This is a genomic window from Terrabacter terrae (assembly GCF_039529575.1).
GTDB lineage: Bacteria > Actinomycetota > Actinomycetes > Actinomycetales > Dermatophilaceae > Terrabacter > Terrabacter terrae.
This window is the reverse complement of the sequence record NZ_BAAANB010000021.1, coordinates 1,476,899-1,499,041: the sequence shown is the minus strand read 5'-3', so window position 1 is coordinate 1,499,041 and position 22,143 is coordinate 1,476,899. Positions and strand designations below refer to the sequence as shown.

Annotated in this window: 18 protein-coding genes and 1 pseudogene; 4 read left to right on the top strand and 15 right to left on the bottom strand. The window is 72.2% G+C overall.

What is annotated here, in order from left to right; all coding sequences use genetic code 11:
• Nucleotides 1–14: 14 nt before the first annotated feature.
• The 4 genes and pseudogenes from ABD194_RS17210 to ABD194_RS17195 all read right to left on the bottom strand — a co-directional run bounded on the left by ABD194_RS17210 (nucleotide 15) and on the right by ABD194_RS17195 (nucleotide 2,780).
• Nucleotides 15–236, bottom strand: coding sequence for an inositol monophosphatase family protein (locus tag ABD194_RS17210; RefSeq protein WP_343993608.1), 222 nt, complete (start codon nucleotides 234–236; stop codon nucleotides 15–17).
• An 85-nt stretch (nucleotides 237–321) separates the two neighbouring features.
• A pseudogene (locus ABD194_RS17205) lies at nucleotides 322–909 on the bottom strand (inositol monophosphatase family protein); the annotation flags it as partial.
• Nucleotide 910: 1 nt separating this feature from the next.
• A complete protein-coding gene (locus ABD194_RS17200; protein ID WP_343993606.1) occupies nucleotides 911–2,035 on the bottom strand; it encodes a ferrochelatase in 1,125 nt (374 codons plus the stop codon).
• A 109-nt stretch (nucleotides 2,036–2,144) separates the two neighbouring features.
• Nucleotides 2,145–2,780 (bottom strand): trimeric intracellular cation channel family protein, encoded by a 636-nt coding sequence (locus ABD194_RS17195; protein ID WP_343993604.1) that lies wholly within the window; start codon nucleotides 2,778–2,780, stop codon nucleotides 2,145–2,147.
• Nucleotides 2,781–2,963: 183 nt separating this feature from the next.
• On the opposite strand from ABD194_RS17195, the gene sepH reads away from it, so the two are divergent.
• On the top strand, nucleotides 2,964–4,667 hold the full coding sequence (gene sepH, locus ABD194_RS17190; RefSeq protein WP_343993602.1) for a septation protein SepH: 1,704 nt from the start codon (nucleotides 2,964–2,966) through the stop codon (nucleotides 4,665–4,667).
• Nucleotides 4,668–4,761: 94 nt separating this feature from the next.
• Here the strand turns inward: sepH and ABD194_RS17185 are convergent, their stop codons facing one another.
• Genes ABD194_RS17185 through ABD194_RS17170 form a run of 4 tightly spaced genes read right to left on the bottom strand, consistent with a single transcriptional unit; the run spans nucleotide 4,762 to nucleotide 9,996 of the window.
• A complete protein-coding gene (locus tag ABD194_RS17185) occupies nucleotides 4,762–5,457 on the bottom strand; it encodes a thymidine kinase (RefSeq protein ID WP_343993600.1) in 696 nt (231 codons plus the stop codon).
• Between the two features lie 11 nt (nucleotides 5,458–5,468).
• Entirely contained in the window at nucleotides 5,469–6,629 is a 1,161-nt protein-coding gene (locus ABD194_RS17180) for an alkaline phosphatase family protein (protein WP_343993598.1), read from the bottom strand.
• A 7-nt stretch (nucleotides 6,630–6,636) separates the two neighbouring features.
• Nucleotides 6,637–7,236, bottom strand: coding sequence for a DUF5998 family protein (locus ABD194_RS17175; protein WP_343993596.1), 600 nt, complete (start codon nucleotides 7,234–7,236; stop codon nucleotides 6,637–6,639).
• Nucleotides 7,237–7,296: 60 nt separating this feature from the next.
• Nucleotides 7,297–9,996 carry a bifunctional acetate--CoA ligase family protein/GNAT family N-acetyltransferase gene (locus ABD194_RS17170; protein ID WP_343993594.1) on the bottom strand — a complete coding sequence of 900 codons (2,700 nt, stop codon included), beginning with the start codon at nucleotides 9,994–9,996 and terminating at the stop codon, nucleotides 7,297–7,299.
• Between the two features lie 55 nt (nucleotides 9,997–10,051).
• Here ABD194_RS17170 and ABD194_RS17165 point away from each other — a divergent pair, with 55 nt between their 5' ends.
• The 3 genes from ABD194_RS17165 to ABD194_RS17155 are packed head-to-tail and all read left to right on the top strand — an operon-like array spanning nucleotide 10,052 to nucleotide 14,697.
• Complete coding sequence (locus ABD194_RS17165) at nucleotides 10,052–10,672, top strand: nitroreductase family protein (protein WP_343993592.1); 621 nt, start codon at nucleotides 10,052–10,054, stop codon at nucleotides 10,670–10,672.
• Nucleotides 10,673–10,729: 57 nt separating this feature from the next.
• Nucleotides 10,730–13,264, top strand: coding sequence for a DNA gyrase/topoisomerase IV subunit A (locus ABD194_RS17160; RefSeq protein ID WP_343993590.1), 2,535 nt, complete (start codon nucleotides 10,730–10,732; stop codon nucleotides 13,262–13,264).
• Complete coding sequence (locus tag ABD194_RS17155) at nucleotides 13,261–14,697, top strand: ferredoxin family protein (RefSeq protein WP_343993588.1); 1,437 nt, start codon at nucleotides 13,261–13,263, stop codon at nucleotides 14,695–14,697. The genes ABD194_RS17160 and ABD194_RS17155 overlap by 4 nt, the downstream gene beginning before the upstream one ends.
• A gap of 231 nt (nucleotides 14,698–14,928) precedes the next feature.
• Here ABD194_RS17155 and ABD194_RS17150 read toward each other — a convergent pair whose 3' ends face one another.
• The 7 genes from ABD194_RS17150 to ABD194_RS17120 form a co-directional block, all read right to left on the bottom strand.
• Nucleotides 14,929–16,581 carry an APC family permease gene (locus tag ABD194_RS17150; RefSeq protein ID WP_343993586.1) on the bottom strand — a complete coding sequence of 551 codons (1,653 nt, stop codon included), beginning with the start codon at nucleotides 16,579–16,581 and terminating at the stop codon, nucleotides 14,929–14,931.
• A 131-nt stretch (nucleotides 16,582–16,712) separates the two neighbouring features.
• The gene (locus tag ABD194_RS17145; RefSeq protein ID WP_343993584.1) at nucleotides 16,713–17,558 is read right to left on the bottom strand and encodes a tetratricopeptide repeat protein; all 846 of its coding nucleotides are present in this window, start codon (nucleotides 17,556–17,558) and stop codon (nucleotides 16,713–16,715) included.
• Nucleotides 17,555–18,565 (bottom strand): VWA domain-containing protein, encoded by a 1,011-nt coding sequence (locus ABD194_RS17140; RefSeq protein WP_343993582.1) that lies wholly within the window; start codon nucleotides 18,563–18,565, stop codon nucleotides 17,555–17,557. Before ABD194_RS17140 ends, ABD194_RS17145 begins: the two co-directional genes overlap by 4 nt.
• A complete protein-coding gene (locus ABD194_RS17135) occupies nucleotides 18,562–19,551 on the bottom strand; it encodes a VWA domain-containing protein (RefSeq protein ID WP_343993580.1) in 990 nt (329 codons plus the stop codon). Before ABD194_RS17135 ends, ABD194_RS17140 begins: the two co-directional genes overlap by 4 nt.
• Nucleotides 19,542–20,024, bottom strand: coding sequence for a hypothetical protein (locus ABD194_RS17130; RefSeq protein ID WP_343993578.1), 483 nt, complete (start codon nucleotides 20,022–20,024; stop codon nucleotides 19,542–19,544). The genes ABD194_RS17135 and ABD194_RS17130 overlap by 10 nt, the downstream gene beginning before the upstream one ends.
• A complete protein-coding gene (locus ABD194_RS17125; RefSeq protein WP_343993576.1) occupies nucleotides 20,011–20,898 on the bottom strand; it encodes a DUF58 domain-containing protein in 888 nt (295 codons plus the stop codon). Before ABD194_RS17125 ends, ABD194_RS17130 begins: the two co-directional genes overlap by 14 nt.
• Nucleotides 20,899–20,944: 46 nt before the next feature.
• A complete protein-coding gene (locus tag ABD194_RS17120) occupies nucleotides 20,945–22,090 on the bottom strand; it encodes an AAA family ATPase (protein WP_343993574.1) in 1,146 nt (381 codons plus the stop codon).
• Between the last annotated feature and the right edge of the window lie 53 nt (nucleotides 22,091–22,143).

The window sequence follows — 22,143 nt, the reverse complement described above, 5'->3', positions numbered from 1 at the left end:
TGGCTGCGGACGGGTCAGTCCGGTTCGGGTGCGGCGTCCGCCCGTGGCACGAACAGGGTGCGGACCTGCTCCACGAGGGCGTGCCCCGCAGCGACGGTGAGCATGGTGCCGGGCGGACCGTCGGGGCGCTCCCCCACGACCACGCCGCCGGCCTCCTCGACGATCAGCCAGCCGGCCGCGAGGTCCCAGGCGTTGAGTCCCGACTCGGCGTACGCGTCGACGGATCCCTCGGCCACGCGGACGAGGTCGAGGGCCGGCGCTGCCGATGCGCCGGATGTCGCGCACGAGCGGCAGGACCCGCAGCATGACCTCCGCCTGCCTCGCCCGCACCTCGGAGGCGTAGCCGAAGCCGGTGGCCAGCAGTGTGCGCGCCAGGCGGTCCTCCTCCGAGACCGCCAGCCGCGCCGGTGCGACGCCGCCTGAGGGGTCCTCGGGCGTGGTCCACGCGCCGGTTCCGCGCCCCGCGTGGTGCACCAGCCGCAGCGACGGGTCGGCCACGGCCCCCGCCACCGGGAACCAGGCCCCGTGCGTGTGGGGGTCGCCGACGACGACCGCGACCGACACGGCATACGCGGGGACCTCGTAGAGGTAGTTGACGGTGCCGTCGATGGGGTCGACGACCCAGGTGAGGCCGGACGTGCCGGCGACGTCGGCGCCCTCCTCGCCGAGGATGCCGTCGTCGGGACGCGACTGCTGGATCAGGGCGTGCAGCAGCTCCTCGGACCGGCGGTCCATGACCGTGACGACGTCGGTCTCGCTGGACTTCGTCGCCGAGACGCCCACCCTCGGCGGACGCTCGTCACGGATGAAGCGCGCAGCCTCGGTGGCGAAGGAGACGCAGAGCCGCTCGAGATCGGCGACGGTCACCCCCTCGGGGAGTGCGGGGACGGCCCGGGGTTCCCGCGCCATCTCAGTCCCTCCCGCACAGGGCCGGACGCGCCTGGCGCAGGTTGGGGCAGCAGCCCGGCGCACACACCGAGGGCATCCGACCCTCGAACTGCGGCACGGCCTCTCCCCGCGCCTCGGCCGCGCGCTCGAGCAGCGCGTCGACGAGGTCGCGCACGAAGACGGTGTCCGTGCCGACGGTGGGCACGCGCACGTGCGTGAGCCCGAGGTCGTCCGCCGTCTCCTGGGCCTCCGTGTCGAGGTCGTAGACGACCTCCATGTGGTCGCTGACGAATCCGATGGGCGCCGTCACCACCGTGCGTGTGCCGGCCGCTGCGAGCTCGCGCATGCGGTCGTTGACGTCGGGCTCGAGCCACGGCTGGCTGGGCGGGCCCGAGCGGGAGCAGAAGACGAGCTCGCCGGTGAGGTCACGGCCCAGGATGCGGTTGGCCTCCTGCGTCAGGCGTGCGGCCAGCGCGAGGTGCTGACGCTGGTAGAGGTTGCCCTCACCGTCACCCGGGCCCGACGTGTCGTCCATGGCGTCCGGGATGGAGTGGGTGACGAAGAGGAGCGCGAGCTCCTGGTCCGGTGCCCCGTCGAGGGCGCGAAGGGCGCGCACGAGCTCGCCGAGGTTCGCCTCGCCGAAGCCGGGGCGCGGGGCGTACTGCGCCACCTTGTCGATATCGACCGCGATGCCCTCCTCGGCGACCGTCGCGACGGCGTCGGCGAGGTTCTCGCGGTACTGCCGGCAGGAGGAGTAGGACGAGTAGGCGCTCGTCGTGAGCGCGACCAGACGGCGGTGGCCGGCGGCGTGGCTCTCGCGCAGCGCCTCGTCGATGAAGGGCTCGCTGTTGCGGTTGCCCCAGACGATCGGGGTGTCGATGTCCCGGGAGTCGAGCTCGGCGCGCAGTGCCGCGATGAGCGCCCGGTTCTGGTCGTTGATCGGGCTGCGTCCGCCGAAGTGGTGGTAGTGCTCCCCCACCGCCTCGAGGCGCTCGTCCGGGATGCCGCGGCCCGCCGTGACCCGGCGCAGGAACGGCATGACCTCCTCGGGACCTTCGGGACCACCGAAGCCGAGCAGCAGCACGGCGTCGTAGGGCGCGAGCGGGGACGGCGACGGCTCGGGGGTCGAAGCTGCTTCAGGTGTCATGTCTCCGCCTCGGTGGATGGACTGGGTGGATGGACTGGGTGGCTGGACTCGGTGGATGGACTGGTGTTCAGAACGGGCTCGGGTGTCGGGATCCGGCTCGGTCCCGGTGTCACGTGACGCTGGAGCGCAAGGGAGTCGGGGCGTTGAGGTCGAGACGCACCGCGAGCAGGCGCAGCGCGAAGACCAGGCCCGCAGCGGTCCACAGCACCCAGTCCTGCAGGGAGCCGAGCTGGGCGGCGACGACGACGAGGACCGCGCCCAGCATGGCGGGCACGGCATACAGCTCGCGTCGCAGCACCTCGGGCACCTGGCCTGCGAGCAGGTCGCGCACGACGCCGCCACCCACCGCGGTGAGGACCCCGACCAGGACGGAGGCGATCGGGGACACCCCGAGCGTCGTCACGGCCTTGAGGCTGCCGGCGACTGCGAAGGCGCCGAGACCGGCCGCGTCGAGCACCCGCACGAAGCGGGTGATCCGCTCGACGCCGGGGTGGTAGACGAAGGTGACGAGGCCGCCCAGGGCGGCCGCCGTGAGGAGGCGCCAGTCGCTGATCCCGACGGGTGGCACGTCACCGATCAGCAGGTCGCGCAGGATGCCGCCGCCGAGGGCAGCGGCACAGGCCAGGACGAGGACCCCGAACAGGTCGAACCGCTTCTTGACGGCGACCAGCCCACCGGACAGCGCGAAGACGAACACGCCGACGAGGTCGAGGGCGAGCTGCGCGGACGCGAAGGAGGTAGGCATGCCAGGGCAAACGCTACCCGTGCGGCGTGGTCGCTTGGGTGCGCGCCCCGGCCGGTGGCATGCTCGACTGCACGGCACACCGGACCCACCTCCCGCCAACGGGATCGCAGGCCCTCGTGCCCGCGTGAACGCGCACCAACCAGTACGGCACGACCCGCAGACTCGCCACCGGGAGACCCACGCATGCAGCACCTCAGGCTCGTCGGCGTCCACGAGGACGGACTGCACCTGCTGCTGGCCGACGACGAGGGCAACCGCTACTCCGTCCCCCTCGACGACGCGCTGCGCGCAGCCGCGCGGCGCGACCGCCCGCGGCTCGGGCAGCTCCAGGTCGAGACGTCCGGTGGCCTGCGCCCCAAGGACGTCCAGGCCATGATCCGCGCCGGCATGACGGCTGAGGACGTCGCCGACCGCGCCGGGTGGACGGTCGAGAAGGTCCACCGGTACGAAGGACCGATCCTCGCCGAGCGCGAGCACGTCGCGGGCCTGGCCCGCCAGGTCAGGCTCCGTCCCCGCGGCGGTTCGCACGGGTCGGCCCCGACCCTGGACGCCAGGGTCGCCGAGCGCCTGCGCGCCCGTGAGATCGACGCGGGCAGCGCCGAGTGGGACTCACGCCGCGCCGACAAGGGGGCCTGGACTATCGTGCTGCTCTTCAACGCCGGCGGCCGCCGGCGCGAGGCACTGTGGCAGTTCGACCCGCTGGCCCGCACCGTCTCCCCCGTCGACGACGAGGCGCGGTGGCTCAGCGAGGACGAGGACCAGCAGGCACCCGGCCCCATCCCGGCACCGCACCTGACGGCGTCCACCCGTCCCAGCCGCGTCTACGACGTGGAGGCCGAGGGCGGGGTCGGCGCCTCGGCGACGCGTCGGCGCGAGGGCGAGACCGTCGACCTCATGGCCGCCATCCGCGAGCGCAGCTCCCAGCGCGGGCGCCGACGTCGGCCGAAGTCGGCAGAGGTGCCCGGTCTCGACGAGGCCCCCGAGGAGGCCCTGCCGCTGGAGGAGCTCGCGCGCGACCCCCGCGACGAGCTCCCACCGCCCGCCCACACGCACCCGGAGGACGACCCGCAGGTCATCAAGACCGGGTCGATGGCCGATCGGGTCGGCGTCGATGCCGCACGGCGCAAGGCCCGCCGCACCGAGCCTACCCAGCCGGTGCGCCAGGCACGCAACGTGCCGACCGAGGTCACGGACGACGAGTCGACCCGGCGGGCCACCGGCGACGAGGCGCGCCCCACTGACGAGGCCGACACGGACGGTGCCACCACCGCCCACGACACGCTCGACACGTCCCTCGACACCCGTTCGGACCTCGAGGGAACCGACGCCTTCGAGGAGACCCGCTCGGCCGGGTCCTCCGACGGATCCCCAGACTGCCGGGAGCTCGCGGACTCCACGGAACGCGAAGAGCTCGAGGAGACCGAGCCGGAGGACACTCACGAGCACGAGCTCGAGACGTCCGTCGGAGCCGATGACACCGATGACGCCGGTGACCCTGCGGTCGCCGATGGCGTCGAGGCTTCGCATGCAGCCGAGGCGACGAGCGAGCCCGTGGTGCCGGAGCGGCCGCTGCGTCCGGCCGCGCGTCGACGCGAGGGGTCACGACCGTCATCGCGGGTGGTGCACGAGGGCGACGAGAGGCGCAGGGCTGCCGATCGAGGAGCTCCCGGCACCCAGAGCACGTCCAGGAGGGACGGCTCGACGCAGGACCGCGGCGCGCGCGGCAACCGCAGCGACCGCGACGACGAGGGCTACGACGTGGTGGAGCAGCGCCCGTCCGCCTCGGCGCCCAAGCCCGCACCCCGCCCCGCTCCCCCGGCCCGCAAGTCCGGCCGCCCCAGCGTACCGAGCTGGGACGACATCATGTTCGGCCGCAAGAACGACTGAGCCCGCAACACCCACCTCGGCCGACGGCATACGCGCTGTGCGCCGCGGCGGGATCGTTGCGATCACCCGCAGTCCGGCCGGCGCGGCGGCCGGATCAGTCGGCCTGGGTGATCGGGAGCGGCGGCGGAACCGGGCAGACGTCGAGGTCGAAGGGCAGGACCTCCGGCGAGACGGCGGCGGCGCGCGCGGCGTGCGAGGTCATCCGGCGCATGTAGTGGCGCCGGCACAGCACCTCGTACTCGACGAGGCCCGAGCTGCCCGGGTTGGTGTCACCGACGACGACCTGCTCACCCTCGACCACCATGAGCCCGTCCATGACGCGCGCGTTGGTGGTGGCGCGTCGGCCGCACCAGCACAGCGCCTCGACCTGGAGCACCTGCACCTTGTCGGCGAGCTCGATGAGCCGCTTGCTGCCGGGGAAGAGCTCCGTGCGGAAGTCCGCCGTGATGCCGAAGGCGAAGACGTCGACGTCCATCTCGTCGACGATCCGGGCCAGCTGCTCCACCTGGTCGCAGGTGTAGAACTGCGCCTCGTCGCAGATGAGGTAGTCGATGCGGGTGCCGGCGGTGGCGCGGTCGACGATCGCGTCCCAGAAGTCGAGGTCGTCACGGACCTCCAGGGCACCGGTCGACAGGCCCAGGCGCGAGCTGAGGACGTTGGTGCCGGCCCGGTCCATCTTGGTGAAGATGAGGCCCACGCGGCCGCGGGCACCGTGGTTGTGGTTCATCTGCAGGGCCAGGGTCGACTTGCCGCAGTCCATGGTCCCGGAGAAGAAGACGAGCTCAGCCACGAGGCACCACCCTAGGCGTCGCGATGCGGTGGCACCACGACCACCGGCACGGCGAGTTCCGCGTCGCTCGTGGAGCCGTGCAGACCGAGCAGGGCCACCACCTCGGGGCGCATCAGGCCCGAGTGCACCACGGCGAAGGACCCAGCGGTGACGACGACGAGGTCGCCGACTCGTGCCTCGACACCGGGTCGGACGGGGCCGATCCAGCCCTCGTCGACCACCTGCTCGCGCGTGAGCACCCGGATGCGCTCGCCGAAGCGCGCGGTCCACGCCGTCTCGACGTCGCGTGTCGCACCGGGCTCGGTGTAGAGCTGCAGGTTGCGCGGCTCTCCGCCGAGGTGACGCACGCCCGCCATCAGGGCCGGCTCACCCACGAGGTCGACGCGGTCCTCGAAGGGGACGTCGGTCATGCCGTGGTCGGCCGTCACGACGACGGAGGTGTCGTCCGGCACCCGAGCGGCCAGCTGGCGCAGCGCCGCGTCGACGGCCTCGACCTCGTCGCCCCACTGCCAGGACTGGCAGCCGTGCACGTGGCCGACCTTGTCGACGTCACCCCAGTAGAGGTACACCAGCGAGCGTCGGGTGGCCCGCACCGCTGCGACGGCGGCATCGACCCGGTCGTCGAGCGACCGGCCGGCACGGAACCGGCCGCCCCGGAGGGCCGCCGTCGTCAGCCCGGACCCGTCGAAGTAGTGCGGTCCCACCATGGTCACCGACACGCCGGCGTTCTCGGCGGCCTCGAACACCGTCTCGTTGGGCTGCCAGGCACGCGCGTCGGGCCCGTCCTCCCACGACAGCTCGTTGAGCAACCGGTCGGTGGCCGGGTCGAGGACCTGCATCCCCACGAGGCCGTGGGCACCCGGCGGCAGGCCCGTGCCGAAGGTCCCCATCGAGGTCGCCGTCGTCGTCGGGAACCCGCACGGGACCCGGCTCGCCGTCGGCAGCAGGCTGCGCAGGAACGGCGCGTGGCCGCTCCGCTGGCGCAGCAGGTCGTAGCCGAGGCCGTCCACGAGCACGACGACCGTGCGCGGGGCGGCAGGCAGCCCGAAGACGTCGCGGCCGGCATACCGCTGCACGCCGAGCCGGTCGGCAACCGACGGCAGCACTGACGCGAGCGTGCCCGCGGACCAGTCGGTGGGGCCGGGCGTCCCGTCGGCAGGTTCGGTGCTCACGGTCGGGTCAGCGGGCGGTGCCGGTGCCGATGCTCGCGGAGAGCACCCGGGCGAAGTGCATGGCGCGACCGACGGCGTCCTCGCCGTCGGCGGCCGAGCTGATGCGGAGGGAGATGTCGTCGGAGGCGATGGTGCCCTCGAAGCCGTGGTCGGCGGTGCAGTCGGGGTCGCCGCACTGGGCCGGGATCATGTCGAGGCGGCTGACGGCCCCCCACCCGAGCGTCAGCGTGAGGTCGCGGCCGTGCGTGCCGGGCGAGAACGAGTCGGGCTGCGCCACGACGTGCGTCAGCATCACGCCGCGCACGGCCGCGAGCGGCACCGTCTCGGTGGTCGCCGTGGCCATCAGCTTGTCCTCGGACTCGGCATGGTCGTCGGCGTGGGCGATGACGAGGCGCAGCGGCGTGACGACGAGAACGGTGACGTGCCGGCGCACCGTCTCGTGGTCGAAGGTCGTCTCCTGGTGCACGAGGTGCGCCACGACCTCGTCGTCCGCGACGGCCGACTCGACGACGTCGCACACGAGTGAGGGGTAGTAGCCGGCGCGGGTGATCGCCTCGGTGAGGTCGTCGGGAAGGGTTCGGCCGGTGCCCGGGGTGGCGCTTCGCATGCCACCATCCTTGCACTCGCACCGACGCGCTCCGGCCAGCCACCCACAGCAGGCGTCCGCTCAGGTCATGCGGCGACGACCGGGGTCCTTGCGCACGAGCGCCGGTCGCACGACGACCTCGGCGCCGAGCACGTCGACCCCGCCCGTCCACGCGTTGACCGGGTTGAGCTCCACCGACGCGAGCTCGGGGTGGTTGTCGGCGAGCACCGAGAGGCGGGCGATGAGGTCGGCGAGCGCCGCACGATGCACCGGCGCGGACCCGCGGTGGCCGCTCAGCAGCGGCGCAGCCTTGACGCCGTCGATGAGGTCGGTGACGTCGACGTCGGTCAGCGGCGGGATGCGGTGCGCGACGTCCCCGAGCAGCTCGGTGGGCGGGCCCGCCACCGAGAAACTGACGACGGGGCCGAAGAGGGGGTCCTCGGTGGCGCGGATGACGCACGAGACGCCCGGCACCGCCATCCGCTGCACGACGAACCGGTCGGCGCCGAGCGGGCCGAGCCGTTGGGTCAGCGACGCGTGGGCGTCGCGGACGGCCTCGGCGTCCACGAGGTCGCCGCGCACGCCCACGAGACCGGGCTGGTGGCGTACGACCGGTGACGTCGACTTGAGGATCACGGGGTAGGTCAGCTCGTCCGCGGCGGCCACCGCCTCGTCGACGCCGACGACCTCGACCGCCGGCCACACGCGTATGCCGTAGGCCCCGAGCAGCTCGCGCGCCTCCTCCCGCGTCAGCGCGCGCCCCTGCGGGCTGCCGGCGAGGCAGGCCTCGATGAACGACTCGGCGCGGAGGCGGTCGATGCCCACCGGGGAGACCGGGGTGCCGCGGTCACGCTGGCGCCACAACGCATACCGGGTGACGGCGTTGAGGGCGCGGATGCCGTCCTCGGGCATGGAGTACGCGGGCACCGACCTCCGCACGCCGCCCTGCTCGTAGGACAGGCCGTCCCCGACCCCACGCATACCGAGGAACGTGGCGACACACGGCTTCTCGTGGTGCGCGACGACCTCGCGCACCGCGGCGTGGACCTCCTCGTCCTGGGTGACGAGGGGCGGGATGAAGGCGGCGACGACGCTGTCCACGTCGGGGTCGGCGAAGGCGGCGTCGAGGGCGGCCGCGAACTCCTCGGCCGACGCCTGCGGCGGCAGCGACACGGGGCCGTGGGTCACCCTCAGCCGCCAGCTGAGGCACGCGCTCGCGCTGAGGGCACCGAGCGCGTCGGAGTTGCCGACGATGGCCACCCGGTCGCCCCGGGGCAGCGGCTGGTGGAGCGTCAGCTGGGCGACGTCGAAGAGCTGGTGGACGTTCTCGACCCGGATGACGCCCGCCTGGCGCAGCAGCGCGCGGAACGCCTGCGGCGGCACGTTGGTCACCCGGGTGCGGTGCCCGGGCGGGGCGGCGAAGCTCGACACGCCGGAGCTGACGACGATGACCGGCTTGACCGTGGCGAGGTGCCGCGCGATCCGCGAGAACTTGCGCGGGTTGCCCATCGACTCGAGGTAGAGGCCGACGGTGTCGGTCTCCTGGTCGTCGATCCAGTACTGCATGAGGTCGTTGCCGGAGACGTCGACGCGGTTGCCGGCCGAGGCGAAGACCGAGATGCCGAGACCGCGCCGGGCGGCCGAGGCGAGGACGGCGACCCCGAGGGCGCCGCTCTGGGCGAAGAGGCCGAGCCGCCCGGGTCCGGGGATGACCGACGCGAGCGTCGCGTTGAGCCGTACCGAGGGGTCGCTGTTGACCAGGCCGAAGCTGTTGGGCCCGACGATCCGCATGCCGGCGCGCCGCACCCGGCGGCGCAGCTTCTCCTGCAGGCGCACGCCCTCCTCCCCCGCCTCGGCGAAGCCGGCCGACATCACGAGCAGCGCCCTGACCCCGGCCTTGCCACAGTCCTTGACCACGTCGAGGGCCTGCGCCGCGGGCACGACGATGATCGCGAGGTCGACGGGCGCGGGGACGTCGTGGATGCTCGGGTAGGCGCGCACGCCCTGGATGTGCTCGGCCTCGCGGTGGATCGGGTAGAGCTGCCCTTGGTAGCCGGCGGCGAGGATGTTGCGCATCACGAGCGCGCCGATCGACTCCTCGCGCCGGCTGGCGCCGATGATCGCGACACGCTCCGGGAAGAGGATCGTGCGCATGCTCCGGGACTCGGCGCGGTGCTCCCGCGAGAGCTGGACGGCCTTGCTCTTCTCGGTCGGCGAGATGTCGAAGGAGACCTCGACGACGCCGTCCTCGATGTGGTGCTTGACCTCGTAGCCCGCCTCCTTGAAGACGGTGAGCATCTTGCGGTTCTGGGGCAGCACCTCGGCCACGAACCGGTTGATCCCGAGCTCCTGCGCGATCGCGGCGAGGTGCTCGAGCATGACGGAGCCGATGCCCTTGCCCTGGTAGTGGTCGGAGATGTTGAAGGCGACCTCGGCCGAGGTGGGGTCGATCCGGTCGTAGCGCCCGATCCCGATGATCTCGCCGTCGAGCGTCGCCACGAGAGCCACCCGGTCGTGGTGGTCGACGTGCGTGAACCGGTGGATGTCGCGCTCGCTCAGCTCGCGCAGCGGTGCGAAGAAGCGCAGGTAGATCGACTCCGCCGACTGCCGGCTGTGGAACTGGCGTATGCCGTCCGCGTCGTCGGGCGTGATGGGCCGCACGTGCGCCACGGTGCCGTCGCGCAGGACGACGTCGGCCTCCCACTCGACGGGTGCCCCGGCCGATCGCGCGGCGACGCGCTCCATCACGTCGGTGTCGTCGCTGGGCTCGCCGCGCTCCATGCGCTCATGGTGCCACGTCCCGGCTCCCGTCCCCCGCCGGTGGCAGGGTGGTCGCATGGAGTTCACCGAGGTCGTCCGCGCCCGCCGCATGGTCCGCCGCTACGACCCCGAACGACCGGTGCCGCGCGAGGTCGTCGAGCGCTGCCTCGACAACGCGGTGCGTTCCCCGAGCGCCGGCTTCAGCCAGGGCTGGGACTTCCTCGTGCTCACGACGGAGGCCGAGCGGGAGGCCTTCTGGGCAGCCACGACGGAGCCCGGCGGGACGAGCGACCCCTGGCTGGACGGCATACGTGCTGCCCCGGTGCTCGTGCTGTGCCTCTCGCACAAGGACGCCTACCTCGACCGCTACGCGGCGCCCGACAAGGGCTGGAGCGACCGCGACGAGGCGCGCTGGCCGGTCCCCTACTGGGACGTCGACACCGGCATGGCCTCCCTGCTGATCCTCCTGACGGCCACCGACGAGGGGCTCGGCAGCCTCTTCTTCGGCGTCCCGCCGGAGCGGCACGCGGCCGTCCACGACGCGTTCGGGATCCCTGCCAGCCGCACCATCGTCGGCGTCGTCTCCATCGGGTACGCCGTCCCGGGGCCGAAGAGCCCGAGCCTGCGCCGGCACCGCCGGACGGGCCACGAGGTCGCCCACTGGGGCCGTTTCGGCGTGGCAGGTGACGAGGCGTGAGCGGCCTGCGGGATGATGGGGCGCCCACCCGCTCAGCCGCAAGGAGCACCAGCCGGCATGGCCCGTCGAACGACCACCCCGCCTCCCCCTGAGGACTTCGAGGAGAAGATCGTCGGGATCGACGTCGAGGAGGAGATGCAGAACGCCTTCCTCGAGTACTCCTACAGCGTCATCTACAGCCGCGCCCTGCCCGACGCCCGCGACGGCCTGAAGCCCGTCCAGCGGCGGATCCTCTACGGCGCCAACGAGCTGGGCCTGAGGCCCGACCGCGGCCACGTCAAGAGCCAGCGCGTCGTCGGCGAGGTGATGGGCAAGTACCACCCCCACGGCGACCAGGCGATCTACGACGCGCTCGTGCGCATGGCCCAGCCGTTCACGCTGCGCCTGCCGCTCATCGACGGCCACGGCAACTTCGGCTCGCTCGACGACGGGCCGGCGGCCGCTCGGTACACCGAGGCGCGGATGGCCGACGCGGCGCTGCTCATGGTCGGCGGCCTCGACGAGGACACCGTCGACTTCGTCCCCAACTACGACGACACCCAGTTCCAGCCCGGCGTGCTGCCCGCGGCCTACCCCAACCTGCTCGTCAACGGCGCCTCGGGCATCGCCGTCGGCATGGCCACCAACATGCCGCCGCACAACCTGGTCGAGGTCATCGGCGCGGCCCGGCACCTCATCGCCAACCCCTCGTGCTCGCTCGAGGACCTCATGAAGTTCGTGCCCGGGCCCGACCTGCCGTGCGGTGGCAAGATCGTCGGGCTCGAGGGCATCCGCGACGCCTACCTGACCGGGCGCGGCAGCTTCCGCACCCGTGCCACCGCGCGGATCGAGTCCATCACGCCGCGGCGCAAGGGCATCGTCGTCACGGAGCTGCCCTACCTCGTCGGCCCCGAGAAGGTCATCGACAAGGTCAAGGACCTCGTCCAGGGCAAGAAGCTGCAGGGCATCGCCGACCTCAAGGACCTCTCCGACCGACAGCACGGGCTGCGCCTCGTCATCGAGGTCAAGAACGGCTTCAACCCCGACGCGGTCCTCGAGCAGCTCTACAAGCTGACGCCGATGGAGGAGAACTTCGGCATCAACAACGTCGCGCTCGTCGAGGGCCAGCCGCGCACGATGGGCCTGAAGGAGCTGCTGCGCGTCTACGTCGACTTCCGCACCGACGTCGTGCGCCGGCGCACCGCCCACCGCCTCGCCAAGCGCGAGGAACGCCTGCACCTCGTCGAGGGCCTGCTCATCGCGATCCTCGACATCGACGAGGTCATCCAGGTCATCCGTTCCTCCGACGACGCCGCCACCGCGCGCGGACGGCTGATGGACGTGTTCGACCTCTCCGAGGTCCAGGCGACCTACATCCTCGATCTGCAGCTGCGCCGGTTGACCAAGTTCTCACGGCTCGAGCTGGAGAACGAGAAGGGCGAGCTCGAGCGCGCCATCGAGGAGCTGCGGGCCCTGCTCGAGAACGAGAAGCTGCTGATGAAGCTCGTCTCCACCGAGCTGTCGGAGGTGGCCAAGGCGCACGGCACGCCGCGCCGCACGGTGCTGCTCGAGAGCTCCGGTGCGAGCGCGGCCGCGTCGGCCACCTCGCCGCTCGAGGTCGCCGACGACCCGTGCTGGGTCCTGCTCTCATCGACTGGTCTGCTGGCGCGCACCGGCACGGCCGACCCCGTCTCGGCGGATGGCTCGCGCTCCAAGCACGACGTCGTCATCGGCGCGGTGCTGACCAGCGCCCGTGGTGAGTTCGGCCTCGTGACCTCCGCCGGGCGCATGGTGCGGCTCTCGGCGCTCGACCTGCCCACCCTGCCCCCGACCAACGGCGCACCGACGCTGTCGGGCGGCGCCCCGCTCGCGGCGTACGTCGACCTCGGCAAGGGCGAGGAGCCCATCACGATCGTCCCGATCGGCGAGACGGCGCCTGTCGTGGCCCTCGGCACCGCCGGCGGTGTGGTCAAGCGCGTGACCCCCGACGCGCCGAAGAGCAACGACTGGGGCCTCATCGGGCTCAAGGACGGGGACCGCGTCGTCGGCGCCGGCGTGGCCGACCGTGACGACCTCGACCTCGTCTTCGTGACGAGCGACGCCCAGTTGCTGCGGTTCCGCGCCGGGACGGTGCGGCCGCAGGGCCGCAGCGCCGGCGGCATGGCCGGCATCAAGCTCGGCGCGGGGGCCCGCGTGACCTTCTTTGGCATCGTCGACCCGGCCCGCGAGGCCGTCGTCGTGACGTCCGCCGGCTCCTCCGGCGCGCTGCCGGGTACGCAGGGCGGCTCGCTCAAGGTCACGCCGTATGCCGAGTACCCCGCCAAGGGGCGCGCCACCGGAGGCGTGCGCTGCCACCGCCTGCTCAAGGGCGAGGACACGCTTGTCCTCGCCTTCGCGGGCAACACGCCGGCCCGGGCCGCCGCGGCCAACGGCGTCGCCATCGAGCTGCCGGCGGCCGACGGCCGCCGCGACGGGTCGGGTCTGCCCACGACGACCGTGATCGCCCACGTCGCGGGACCACCGCCGCAGACGCAGGACGCGTCGGTCGAGGCTGTCGGAGGGGCGGACGACGGCCCCGGTGGCGCCACGCCGGACGACGGCGGCAGCGCGTGAGCGGCTCCACGGAGGACACCACGGGCGACCACGTCGGCGACGGCGCGGGCGGCGGCGCGGACGACGGCGTGGAAAGTGAGGCCACCGCGGACCGCGGTGCAGAACGGGGTTCAGATGCCGGTGCAGGGACGGGCGCCGACAGCGGCGCCGACCCCGGCGGCAACGCTGCCCGGCGAGTCGTGGCGACGGCCGCTGCGGCGGCGTCGGCGAAGGCGGCCGACGTCGTCGGCTCGCTCAAAGAGGTCCTGGGCGCGTCGGGCTCCGCACCAGATGCGGCCACCACGGCGGAGGCGGCCGAGAGCGTCGACACCGCCAGCACCGTCGACACCGCCAGCACCGTCGACACCGCCGGCACGGCCGAGATCGTCGAGGAGCTCGACGCAGCTTCAGCCGCGGCTGCTGCCGACGTCTCCCGTGGCTCGACGTCGTCCTCGTCCGATGCCGGGGACGCGTCCGAGCAAGGGGTCCACCCGGCGACCGTCGGTCACGGCACCCCCTCGTCCGACGCCTGCTCCGTGCAGTGGGACCGGGACGCGACCAGCGCCTACGGCACGGCTGCGGTCGCTCGTTTCTTCGTCGCCGTCGAACAGCCGGGCCCCTGGGGTCGTGACGCCGCCCGCGAGTCCAGCCTCGACCGCGAGCTCGGCGCCGAGCTGGACGCCCGGACCAGCCGTGCCGGCGGGCGGTTCATGCTCATCCGACGCCCGGGCGGGCACCCGGCCAAGGCCGGCCCGCGGCACGTGCTCGTCGCGTTCGCGGGGGCGCGCCCGACAGAGGCCTGGCTCCTCTCCGCCCTGGTCGCGGACGTCGGCGACCTGCTCGGCCTGGACTGGGGCGCCCTCGCCCGCGGCAGCCGCTCGCTGGTCCAGGCGTCCCTGCTCGGGTCCCAGCCGGCCGAGCCCGCCCTGCTCGTGTGCACCAACGGACGACGCGACGTGTGCTGCGCGGTCCGCGGACGGCCACTCGCCGCGCACGCCGCCCGCGTCGCGCCCGGGCGGGTGTGGGAGGTCTCGCACACGGGTGGCCACCGGTTCGCGCCGACGGCGGTGCTTCTGCCCTGGGGCCAGACCCTCGCACGGCTCGACGACCACGCCTGCGAGTCGGTGCTCGCGGCGAGCGAGACGGGACGGCTGCCCCTCGAGCTGTTCGGGCCGATCCACGACCGCGGCCGTTCGGCGGTGCCCGGGGCGTCGCAGTGCGCCGAGTCCCACATCCGCGTGGAGACGGGCGAGACTCGCCTGGCCGCGCTCTGGGCGAGTGAGCCCGAGCCGGTCGACGACGGCTCCCAGGTGATCGTGACCCACGCCGACGGCCGCCGGTGGCGTGTCCACGTCACGCGCAAGCCGGTCGGGCTCGCACGCCCCGAGTCCTGCGGCAAGAAGCCGGTCGATGTCCTCGAGCACCGGGCGACGACCCTCGAGGCCTGGTTCTAGACCCCGCCAGTCCGGCCGCAGCCGCCTCGCACGAGCAGGCACCGGAAGCGCCGGATCGAGACCGTGATCTCGCCCGCGCGCCACACGCTGGCAGAGATCTCGACTGACCATCACACCGGCAGGTCAGGGCGGCGCCGCGCCATCCCGCCCGTTGCCGCCGACGAGCTCGACGTACAGAGAAGGGGACAGAGGATTCCACGCAGCCGAATCCTCTGTCCCCGAGCGCACGTGCTAGCTCTGGAGCTGGTGCTCCTCGACCGCAGCCTCGTGGGTCGTCTCCTCGATGTAGGCCCGGGCCTGCTCGTCCGGCAGGCGCATGCGGTAGGCCATCACGTAGATCCCGAGCGAGACGAGGAAGAGCACGGGGATGGCGGTGCCGAAGCCGATGACACCCAGGCCGCCGTCATAGTCCCCGAGCCATGACACGAGGGTCAGCGCCCCGAGCCAGGGCAGCACCCACAGGCCGGCCCGGAAGTCGAGCGACTGCCCGCGCAGCACACCGGTCACGGAGAAGATGCCGAGCAGGACGAAACCGATGAGCACCGCGACCATCAGCTTCCAGTCGGTCTGCCACCCGGACCAGTAGACGATGAGGTTGGAGCCCCAGAAGGCGAGGAACGGCACTGCATGACCGCCGGGGAGGCGGAACGGGCGCTCGGCGTCGGGGACCTGCTTGCGCAGGGCGGCCAGCACGAGTGGCCCGGAGGCGAAGGACAGCACGGTCGCCGAGGTGATGAAGCCCACGAGCTGCTGCCAGCTCGGGAACGGCAGGAACGCGATGAGACCGATGACGAACGCCAGGACCAAGCCGATGACGGGCGCCCCACGGTGGCTCGTGCGGCCCAGCGCCTTCGGCGCGTTGCCGTTGCGGGCCATCGCGAAGGAGATACGCGAGGTGACCGTGGTGTAGATCAGGCCGGTGTCCCCGGGAGAGACGATCGCGTCGATGTAGAGCAGCACGGCGAGCCAGCCCATGCCCAGGAGGGTGGCGAGTGCCGCCAGGGGGCCGAAGTCGTTCGCGAACGACAGCTTGGCCCAGCCGCCCGAGGAGGTGAGAGTCGACGGCTCGAGCGCCCCGATGAACGCGACCTGCAGGAGGATGTAGATCACCGCCGTGATCAGCACCGAGCCGATGACAGCGAGCGGCACGTTCCGCTTGGGGTTGTCGGTCTCACCGGCGAGCTCGATGCCCTGACGGAAACCCAGATAGGAGAAGACGATTCCGCTCGTCGCGATGGCGGTGAAGACGCCGTGCCAGCCCGACGGCGTGAACCCGTGGCTGGTGAAGTTCTCGCCGTGGAACGCTGCGATGAAGAACGCGACGATGACGAGCAGGATGATGAACAGCTTCCACGACACGAGCGCGTTGTTGATGCGCGCGAACCAGCGTACGCCGTAGTAGTTGATGACCACGAAGACCGCCATGAGCACCACCGCGGCGGCGTAGCCGAGCGGGGTGAGCGTGTAGACCGGCTCGCCGCCCATCATGTGCTTGGTCGTGAAGTCGGCGTACTGCGTGCCGTACTGCAGGGCCGCCTCGACCTCGATCGGGGCCGTGGTGCCCACCGCGACGTAGGTGATCCAGCCGCTCGTGAAGCTCGCGAAGTTGCCGAACGCCATGTGCGGGAAGCGGACCACGCCGCCGGACAGCGGGAACATGGTCCCGAGCTCGGCGTAGCAGAGCGCGATCAGCAAGATGAGGATCGCCCCGAACAGCCACGAGACGATCGCTGCCGGTCCGGCCTCCTGGGAGGCGTTGAGGGCGCCGAACAGCCAGCCCGAACCGATGATCGAGCCGACGCTGGCGAAGAGGAGACCGACCACCCCGACATGTCTCTTGAGGACCGGTGTGTCCTGTTCGGGTTTGGTCTCGACCGTTGCCATCGGCTGCCTCTCGTCGGGTCAGCTCGTTGCGCAGGTGCAACGATGCCAGCGACCCACCTACCCGGATGGGGACGAACCGAACCAAACGGACGTTCGCGGGAGGTCTGCCTCAACCGCTCGTGCCGTCAAGGTCACCAGGGCTTCGGGTAGGACGGCGTCCCGTCACCGGGCACCGCGTCGTTGTTGCCCTGCTGCTGGCCGTTGCGCTCGATCGTGTTCCGGCGCTGCTGCTCCTTGAGGTAGTTCTGGTCCTCCTGGCTCGGGGTCTTTCCCAGGTCGGGCGTGGGCTGGGCCGGCTGGCTCGGTGCCGGCTGCGGCTGCGGCTCACCCGGTGACGGCTGGTCCTGCGGCGGCGCTTCGGAGCGCTTGGTCTCCATGCGCTGCTGGGACTGCTGGAGCTGGTCGCCCGTCTGGCCGCCCTCGGGCGCGTCGCACAACGGCGGGCGCTCCTTGGTGATGGTGATGCCCTTGTCGTAGAACTGCTTCCACTCGTCGGTGCGCTCACGCGCCTTGGCGGCGTCGCCGAGCGCCTCGTAGGTCAGGCCGAGGTTGACCCGCACCTTGCAGTCGTCGATGCCACCCTTGGGCACCTCCTCGAACGCCTGCTCGAACCACGGACGGGCGAGGTCGAAGTGGCCGGAGAGCACCTGCGCGTCACCGATGGCGAAGGGCGAGCGGAACCGCTCCACGACGTTGACCCAGCCCTGCCGCTCGCCCCAGGTGAGCGTCCGTGGCTTGTCGCCGGCCTGATATGCCGCGAGCGTCTGCGCGTGGACGAGGTTGAGGGTCAACACACGAGCGGCGACGAGCAGCAGGAGCACGACGACGGGGGCCGAGGCGAGCAGGAGCCGGCGCCGGCGGCGCCGCAGGTGTGGCGGCAGGGCGCCGCGGCGGCGCGGGCGCAGGACCGGCCGACGGCGTACGCCATCCTTCGCCGGGTGGTCGGGCCGAGCCTGCGGCTGGTCGAGCACGGTCATGGACGCGCCTCCTTCCGTCGCCGGGTCTGGAGCAGGGCCGTGACGGCGGCGCCCACCTCCCATGCGGCGAGGCCGGCCACGCCGAGGAGCAGCGGCCAGTAGAGCTCCCGGCGGGCGAGAACCTTCTGCTTCTCGATCTCCTGGCTCGTGCCGAACTGCTCGAGGTCGATCCCCTCGACGGCGGGGCCGATGTCGTCGCCGGCGTCACGGTGGAGGTACGGCACCCCCAGCTGGCCGGCGATCGCCCGCAGGGTGTCCTCGCTGATGACCGAGCGGGCGTCCTCGCCGGTGCTCGGGTCCTTGATGTAGCTGCCGCTCGTGTCGAAGCGCGATCGCGTGGCCTTCATGCGACCTCCGCTGCTCGTGCCGTAGCCGAGGACCGCGCCGCCGTTGACGAGACGCTTGTCGATGTCGAACGGCGCCGGCGGGTCGGGAGCCGTCTGCTCGCCGTCGCCGAAGTAGTAGACGACCCGGCCGCGTTCCGGGGCCCGCGAGTCCGACTGCTGGAGCAGTGTCTTCAGCCGCTCCTTCGCCTCGGTGACGGACGATCCGTGCGACACCTCGTAGGACTCGGGCAGCATCGTCTCGACGGCGGCGTCGAGAGCCGTCGTGTCGGTGGTCAGGGGCAGGCGCACCCGGGTGTCCTGGTCGAAGGTCACGATGCTGTAGCGGGCTCCGGGCAGCCTCGCCGCGATGGCGGAGATGTCGGCGGCGACCCCTTCGATGCGGGGGCGCTCGCTGCCGTAGTCCTCGGCGATGATGCTGCTCGTCGTGTCGACCACGAAGTAGACGTTGAGGTTGGCGGCCGTGGTGTCGGCCTGCTCGCCGGCCACGGCCGGGCGCAGGGCGGCGGCCCCCAGCAGGAGCACGGCCGCCGTGAGGCGCCAGTGCGTCGCGCGCGACTCCCCCGGCACGGACCGCGACGCGGGGTTCCACCAGACGGCGGCGAGGGCGCCGACCGCGAGCACGAGCAGCACCGGCCAGGGCGCGACGGGTAGGAGGGTCACCACGCCCACCTCCGGCTGGCCCCGATGACGCCGAGCAGCCCCACGCCGGCCAGCGCGATCGGCAGGTTCGGGTTGTCGGAGTGGAGCGATCGCGCGGCGCCGTCGATCAGGGTGGTCTCCTGGGCCTGGACCGAGTCGACGATTCCCCTGATCGCTGCCTGGTCGGTCATCGCGTAGTACTGGCCGCCGGTGCCCGTCACGAGCTCGCGCATCTGCACCGCCTCCTCGTCCGGACCGTCCTGCTCGGGGTTGAGCCCGTAGACGCGCACCCCCTTGGCCTTGGCGAGCTCGGCAGCCTGCTCGACGTCGACGATGGGCCGCCCAGCGAGGTGGTTGTCGGTGGCGAAGACGACCGACCGAGCCCGCTGCGTGTCGACCTTGTCGAAGCTCGACGCGCACGTCGCGAGGCCGTCGCCGATCAGGGACGTGCCGCGGCCGTTGAACGTGCCGGCGAAGAAGGACTCGGATTGAGGGTCACCGGACAGGGCGCTGCTCGCCGTGTCGAGCTCGTCGTTGATGAAGTCGTAGTCGTCGGTGAGGGGGAAGACGGTCGCGGCCGAGCTGTTGAAGATCACGAGCCCGATGCGCTCGCCCTGGAAGCTCTTGACCAGCGTCCGGAACGTCGACACGAGCGTCGCGTCGTAGGCGGCCATCGAACCGGAGATGTCGAGGCAGAGCATGATGTCGCGGCTGCGCGTCTGCGGCTTGTCGATCGTCGTGTCGAGAGGCCGGGCGGCTCCCACCAGGGCCGCACCCCCGAGGAGAACGGCGCTCAGGGCAAGCACCGCCGTGCGGATGCGGTGCAGCTTCAGGGCGCGACGGTACTCGGGCAGCTCGGTCAGGGCAGTCGAGTTGGCGACGGCAGCCGAGGCGCGTGCCGACCGCCGCGCCATCCACCGGTGCACGCCATACGCGAGCAGCAGCGCGACGACCACGCCTGTGACGAGGACGGCGGGCCACTTCAGGTCGGGGCCGTTCAGCTCCACCGCGCGACCACCTGCTTCGCCACGGTCCCGGCTCCGTCGATCGTGGCCGTCTCACGCGGGCCGAACTCCCCCGGGTAGAGCACGCCCACGACGTCGGACACCGGCGTCAGGCGCGAGCCCTCGCCGGTCAGCTCGGTGAGGGTCATCATGGGGGCCGCGATGCCCGACACCGCCTGCACGAAGTGGCGCACGAGCCCGCTGAGCTGCTGGTGGGCCTGCCGCTGGCTGATCTCACCTGCCGCCGCGCGGGCGAGCACGGCGTCGATGCGGCGGGTGTAGTCGGCGCGCAGCTGCGCGACGCGATCGGGTGCGACCTGCGGCGTGACGGCGACCTTGCGCTCGCGCGTCGTCCACCACACGACGAGGTACCAGGCCGCCACGAGCGCGACGATGCCGACGCCGATCCACAGCCACCGGGCGGCATACGGGTCGGGGGCGTAGAAGCCCGGCGGCGGGGCGTCAGCGACGTGCACGACGCTGCCGCTCGAGCAGGGCGAAGACCGTCGGCACGACCTCGTCGGTCGAGCCGAGCCGCGCGTGGTTGATCCCGCGTCGGTCGAGCAGCGCAGAGGTGCGCTGCACGCGCTCGGCCACCGACGCGGCATACGCCGCGCGCACCTTTGGGTCGAGACGCACGAGCGTCGGCAGCGTGTAGGTGTCGGCGACGTCGTATGCCGTCCGCTCGCCGGCGATCACGGTGGGATCGGCGTCCTCGACCGTGAGCCAGAGGATCTCGTGCTGCACGTGCAGCCGGCGCAGCAGGTCGTCGAGAGCCGGGTCGAGCTCCTTGTCGTCGGCGACGACGAGCAGCACGAGCCGGCGGCGGACGTGGCGGACGATCCAGCGAAGCTGCGTGGCCAGGTTGCTCTGGTCGCCGTGCAGCACGGTGGCGGTGTCGACCGCCCGCAGCAGCAGCTCGAGGTGCGCCTCGCTCCCCCGCAGCTCGTGCGCCACCGTCGAGCCCGCCGTGCCGCGCACGAGGCCGACGAGGTCTCCGTGGCGCTGCGCCAGGTAGCCGACCAGCCCGGCTGCCGCGATGGCCACCGCCTTCTTCGGCTCACCGGTGCGCGTGGACGCCGCCATCCCGCGCCCCGTGTCGATGACGAGCATGACGTTCTGCTTGCGCGTGGCGACGTAGCGCTTGACGAGCGGCGCCTGGTGCCGGGCCGTGGCGCGCCAGTCGATGTCACGCACCTCGTCGCCCGGGACGTAGTCGCGCAGGTCGTCGTAGTCGAGGCTGCGGCCGTGGAAGACCGACGCGTACTCCCCCTCGAGCAGGCTGCGCGACCGTCGCCGGGCATGCACGAAGAGCTTGCTCTTCACCCTCGTCAGCAGCATCGTCGTCATCTCGAGTCCCGTCGCTTCGCCGGCACGTCCCCGTCACGTCCCCGGGTCAGGGAGTGCGGATCCCGCCCACCATGGCGTCGATGACCGTCTCCACGGCGACGTCGTCGGCGACGGCCTCGAAGCCCAGCGTGACCCGGTGCCGCAGCACGCGGTGGGTCAGGGCCTTCACGTCGTCGGGAACGACGTGGTTGCGACCGTCGACGAGGGCGCGGGCACGGGCCGCGCTCGCGAAGGCGATGCTCGCGCGGGGGCTCGCGCCGAAGCCGACGTATGCCGCAAGGCTGGGCTCGATGTAGTCGCGCGGGTGACGGGTCACGTAGCCGATGCCGACGATGTAGTTGATGATCGCGGGATCCACGTAGACGCGCTGGACGAGCCCCTGGAGGCGCTTGACCTCGTCGAGGGACACCACCGGCTCCGCGTCCCCGACGAAGATGCCCGAGTCGATGCGGCGCAGGACCTCGGCCTCCTCCGCCGGCGACGGGTAGTCGAGCACGTCCTTGAGCATGAAGCGGTCCATCTGCGCCTCGGGCAGCGGGTAGGTGCCCTCCTGCTCGATGGGGTTCTGCGTCGCGAGGACGAGGAAGGGGTCGGGCAGGGCGTAGCTGCGGTCGCCGATGGAGGTCTGGCGCTCCTGCATGGCCTCGAGCATCGCCGACTGGGTCTTGGCGCTGCTGCGGTTGATCTCGTCGAGGAGCACGAAGTTGGCGTGGACCGGCCCGAGCTGCGTCTCGAACGTTCCGAGGTGCTGGTTGTAGACCTGGGTGCCGACGATGTCGCTCGGCAGCAGGTCGGGCGTGCACTGGATGCGGTGGAACCGGCCACCGACCGCCTGGGCGATCGTCTGCGCCGCGGTCGTCTTGGCCAGCCCCGGCACGCTCTCGAGGAGCACGTGGCCACCGGTCAGCAGGGCGATGAGCAGCGTCTCCTGCAGCCGCGACTGGCCGACGACCTTCGAGGCGTAGGCCGAGGAGATGGCGCCGACGGTCTCGTCCGCCCACTGCAGCTCGTCGGCGGTCAGGTAGCGCGCCGGTGCGGGCGCGGCCTGCTGCGAGCCCTCCGGCCGGGCCGACGCCTCGGGCAGGTCGACGGGGAACGACTGTCCGTCGACCGCTTCCTCAACGGCGCCCTGCGGTGGCGCGGTGAAGTGGTCGTCCGCCACCGACTCCTCGGCGTTGACGTTGGCCACCATCGACTCCCCTTCTCGACGCGTGCCGGCAAAGTGAGTCGCCCCGGCAGGGACTC

Excerpts from the sequence above, each read along its gene's own strand:
- sepH (WP_343993602.1), top strand. The coding sequence starts at position 2,964 with ATGCAGCACCTCAGGCTCGTCGGCGTCCACGAGGACGGACTGCACCTG.
- ABD194_RS17120 (WP_343993574.1), bottom strand. The coding sequence starts at position 22,090 with ATGGTGGCCAACGTCAACGCCGAGGAGTCGGTGGCGGACGACCACTTC.
- ABD194_RS17195 (WP_343993604.1), bottom strand. The coding sequence starts at position 2,780 with ATGCCTACCTCCTTCGCGTCCGCGCAGCTCGCCCTCGACCTCGTCGGC.
- ABD194_RS17170 (WP_343993594.1), bottom strand. The coding sequence starts at position 9,996 with ATGGAGCGCGGCGAGCCCAGCGACGACACCGACGTGATGGAGCGCGTC.
- ABD194_RS17160 (WP_343993590.1), top strand. The coding sequence starts at position 10,730 with ATGGCCCGTCGAACGACCACCCCGCCTCCCCCTGAGGACTTCGAGGAG.
- ABD194_RS17145 (WP_343993584.1), bottom strand. The coding sequence starts at position 17,558 with ATGACCGTGCTCGACCAGCCGCAGGCTCGGCCCGACCACCCGGCGAAG.
- ABD194_RS17125 (WP_343993576.1), bottom strand. The coding sequence starts at position 20,898 with ATGACGACGATGCTGCTGACGAGGGTGAAGAGCAAGCTCTTCGTGCAT.
- ABD194_RS17165 (WP_343993592.1), top strand. The coding sequence starts at position 10,052 with ATGGAGTTCACCGAGGTCGTCCGCGCCCGCCGCATGGTCCGCCGCTAC.
- ABD194_RS17150 (WP_343993586.1), bottom strand. The coding sequence starts at position 16,581 with ATGGCAACGGTCGAGACCAAACCCGAACAGGACACACCGGTCCTCAAG.
- ABD194_RS17175 (WP_343993596.1), bottom strand. The coding sequence starts at position 7,236 with ATGCGAAGCGCCACCCCGGGCACCGGCCGAACCCTTCCCGACGACCTC.
- ABD194_RS17200 (WP_343993606.1), bottom strand. The coding sequence starts at position 2,035 with ATGACACCTGAAGCAGCTTCGACCCCCGAGCCGTCGCCGTCCCCGCTC.